We start from the raw sequence: 3,030 nt of genomic DNA, 5'->3' as shown, positions 1-3,030 counted from the left end.
TGAAAATACCGGGTATCCGGAATTTCTGGTTGATAAAACGCCAACCATGCCCTGCGCCTAAGTGACAGGGCTTATGTCATGGTGACCGGCGAAATCAGAATGACAGGGACTGGCGAGGAACTGCTCGGCAACCAAGAGGTGCGCGAGGCGTATCTGGGCGGACACTAGATGAAGAGAGGGAGGCTCCTCACACGCCTCCCTCCCCCAAGAGCATCAATAGCCCTTTGAACGATCAACAACGTTGAGCAGTGGCAACCCACGCTGCTCCCGCTCCACATTCGCCGTAATCACAGCCACGGCACCTTTGACCTGCACGTTGCTCGCAATGTGCGGCGTCACCAAAACTCGAGGGTGGCACCAGAACGGATGATCAGGCGAAAGTGGCTCCTGATCGAAAACATCCAGAACCGCTCCTCCGAGCCTTCCTCCATTCAATGCCTGCAGAAGATCTTCTTCAGCTACGTGCGCACCTCTAGCGACATTCACAAGCCCAGCACCCTGCGGTAACCGATTCAACGTGGCAGCATTCAGAATCCCCTGAGTTTCAGGAGTTAAAGGCAGAAGGTTGACCAGAATGTCGCACTGCTCCAAGAAGTCATACAGCTCTTCTCGTCCGACATAACACCGCCCATCCGGTACCTCTTTGTAGGAGCGATTCCATGCGCTCAACTGAAAGCCGAAGGGTCGCAAACGGTCGAGAGCGACTAGCCCCAAATTACCTGCGCCCATGATGCCAACGCGGCGCTCGCTGGCTGGAACGATGGGCAAGGGCGTCCAGCATCTCTCCCGCTGACTAATCTGGTAATCAAAAATGTCACGATGCAGGGCGAGCACGCTAAACACTACATACTCGGCCATGATGTCGGCCATCGACGTTTCGATGAGGCGCACCATCGAGACATGCTCTGGCAGCTGGGACAGGTCGAACTGATCGACACCGGCGCCGGCTGAGTACAGCGCCTTGAGATTTGGGAAACGCTGCATGAGATCCGGAATCGGCTCCCATGCGATGATGTACTGAACCTCATCTGGATTACCCGCATCTGGCCACAGACGAAAATCAAGTTCTGGGGCCTGCTGTGAAAAAACCTGACGCCATTCAGCTGCGCTGCCGGGCTCGGCCATGTACAGGATACACATGTCTAGCTCCTAGATTTCTGACCAGACATCATGCCCGCCCACAGCAGTGATTACTTGGCACCAAAACCCCAAAAAACTCGAACCAATTCCTACTTTGAGTTGATTGTTGGCCTCAGCTAGTGAGGGCAGTCTGGGACGTTCGCACTTCCGTACCCCACAGAAAGGACTCTCATGGCTAGTCACTCCTTCTTGCTGACCTACAGCGTCTCTCCGTATACAGAAACCGATCGGCAACATCAGAACCAAGCCGTTCGCTTGCGTCAAAAATTGAACCGCATTGAGATTGAGGAATGGAACAAGCTCGAAACTGTCGAGACAGCTTTCAAAGGCGTCGTTCACCTGAGCGAAACGACCATTACTCAAAAGCGGAATGAGGCCGAGGACATCGCCTGGAATCAAATCAAGGAGGTGATGGAGTCCTTGGGCGCTTACAAAGACACAACCGTACATGTGGTGATGATGGTGCAAGGGCTTGGCGAAATCATCGAGTTCAAGCTCTGACGGCCACTATTCCCTGCCAACTGCGAGAGGCCATCTCAGTGAATGGATGATGGCCACTGCGTTTTTTTTCGCCACCGTGCAGAGAGAAGCTCGCAAGCTAAACGTGATTCATGAATCAATGTAGCGGAGAAACGAATCACTTCTGTCTGTCCAGACGTGCCAGCAACCACCTCACAGAACCAACTGTCTTATAGGACACCACGTCTTGGTGAGTAAAAGAATCCAGCCCACCAAGCTGTTGACGGGGCAGGCCCAAAGGTACCCTACCTTAGCTGCGCTATCAGGTTGAAATAAGCGGGTGTAGTTGAATGGTACAACTATAGCTTCCCAAGCTATCGGTGAGGGTTCGATTCCCTCTACCCGCTCCAACCCTTGATTTAGAGCTTCTCTAACAGTCCTGGCTGGACATCTGCTTGGTATCACCCTAGCGTGTTCCGGTCAAAATAACCTCCCCCAAGAAACGCAAAAGCCTCCTCACGCTGCCCCCTGAAAAGCGGGGGGATTGCCCAAATCTGTTTACTCACCAAGCTGCAGCCCCCCCCTGCCACCGCCATCCCCCCCATCCCGTAATCAACCCCCAAGCCCAGAAAGTCAAAGCTCCCAGCAGGCACGGATACAATATTCATAGCTTTTTAGCGCGTAGGTTTTAGCTAACCTTCCTTTGATTGAGCGCTGCAAAACCATGCCGAAAGCCCGTAACCGAGTAATAGCTAACAGACAACGCAGGCAGGAAATTATCGGAGGCCAATCAACGCCCTCCTTCGGAAATTACGCGTAAAAGCAAGAATCAGTAGAAAACTTGCGGCGCGATAGGTTCAAGTGGGCGAGAAAACCAGGCGTGATTGGGCGCGTTTATCGGTGGCTTTCTTCTCAGGCATTATTGATAGATCGACCCAACTCCCAGTAGCAATCATGTTGTTTCGTATCCTCTGCCCACTGATCGTCGTCAATTGCGCGATGACTAGAAGACATTAGCCCAGCTTGCCACATGATAGGTATGTATGGTTTGAGACAGGGAGATCGCGCAGTCATTGCGCAGGGTATACAGCGTTACTTATCCAACCCCTTGCCTAATGGCCGGGAACGGTGCGCGCCTTCTCAACCGGTGTAGCAAGGATGACTTGGAACCCAAGGGTAACGTAACCCCTACCTGACTAAGGCCTTCGGAAACCTATCCCCACGCTCAGCCAAAGCAGCAAAGTCACATGCTAAGACTTATGGCGCGATAGGTAAATGGTAACCACTAGCAATGGTGCCTGCGTAGCAATGGAGCGCCTGACTTACGGCCTACGAGGGCTCCTTGGGTCTGTACCAGTCGCGTTGCCGACCCTCGAACAAGGTCAACCACCGGCGCTGTACTCACGGCCAGCCCCATCTCAAGCGATAAGT

The 3,030-nt window shown here is 53.3% G+C and carries 2 protein-coding genes and 1 tRNA gene; 2 read left to right on the top strand and 1 reads right to left on the bottom strand.

Annotated elements, in window-relative coordinates; all coding sequences use genetic code 11:
* Positions 1-213 precede the first annotated feature (213 nt).
* Entirely contained in the window at positions 214-1,140 is a 927-nt protein-coding gene (locus N5D20_RS24570; protein ID WP_279915263.1) for a glyoxylate/hydroxypyruvate reductase A, read from the bottom strand.
* Between the two features lie 171 nt (positions 1,141-1,311).
* Between N5D20_RS24570 and N5D20_RS24565 the strand changes: the two genes are divergently transcribed.
* The gene (locus N5D20_RS24565; protein ID WP_063427190.1) at positions 1,312-1,641 is read left to right on the top strand and encodes a hypothetical protein; all 330 of its coding nucleotides are present in this window, start codon (positions 1,312-1,314) and stop codon (positions 1,639-1,641) included.
* A 294-nt stretch (positions 1,642-1,935) separates the two neighbouring features.
* Positions 1,936-2,009 (top strand) — tRNA-Gly (locus N5D20_RS24560).
* Positions 2,010-3,030: the final 1,021 nt, after the last annotated feature.

The organism is Stenotrophomonas sp. GD03877 (assembly GCF_029840555.1).
Taxonomy (GTDB): domain Bacteria; phylum Pseudomonadota; class Gammaproteobacteria; order Xanthomonadales; family Xanthomonadaceae; genus Stenotrophomonas; species Stenotrophomonas geniculata.
The sequence above is the reverse complement of the archived record's forward strand: the minus strand, read 5'-3'. Positions and strand labels throughout refer to the sequence as shown.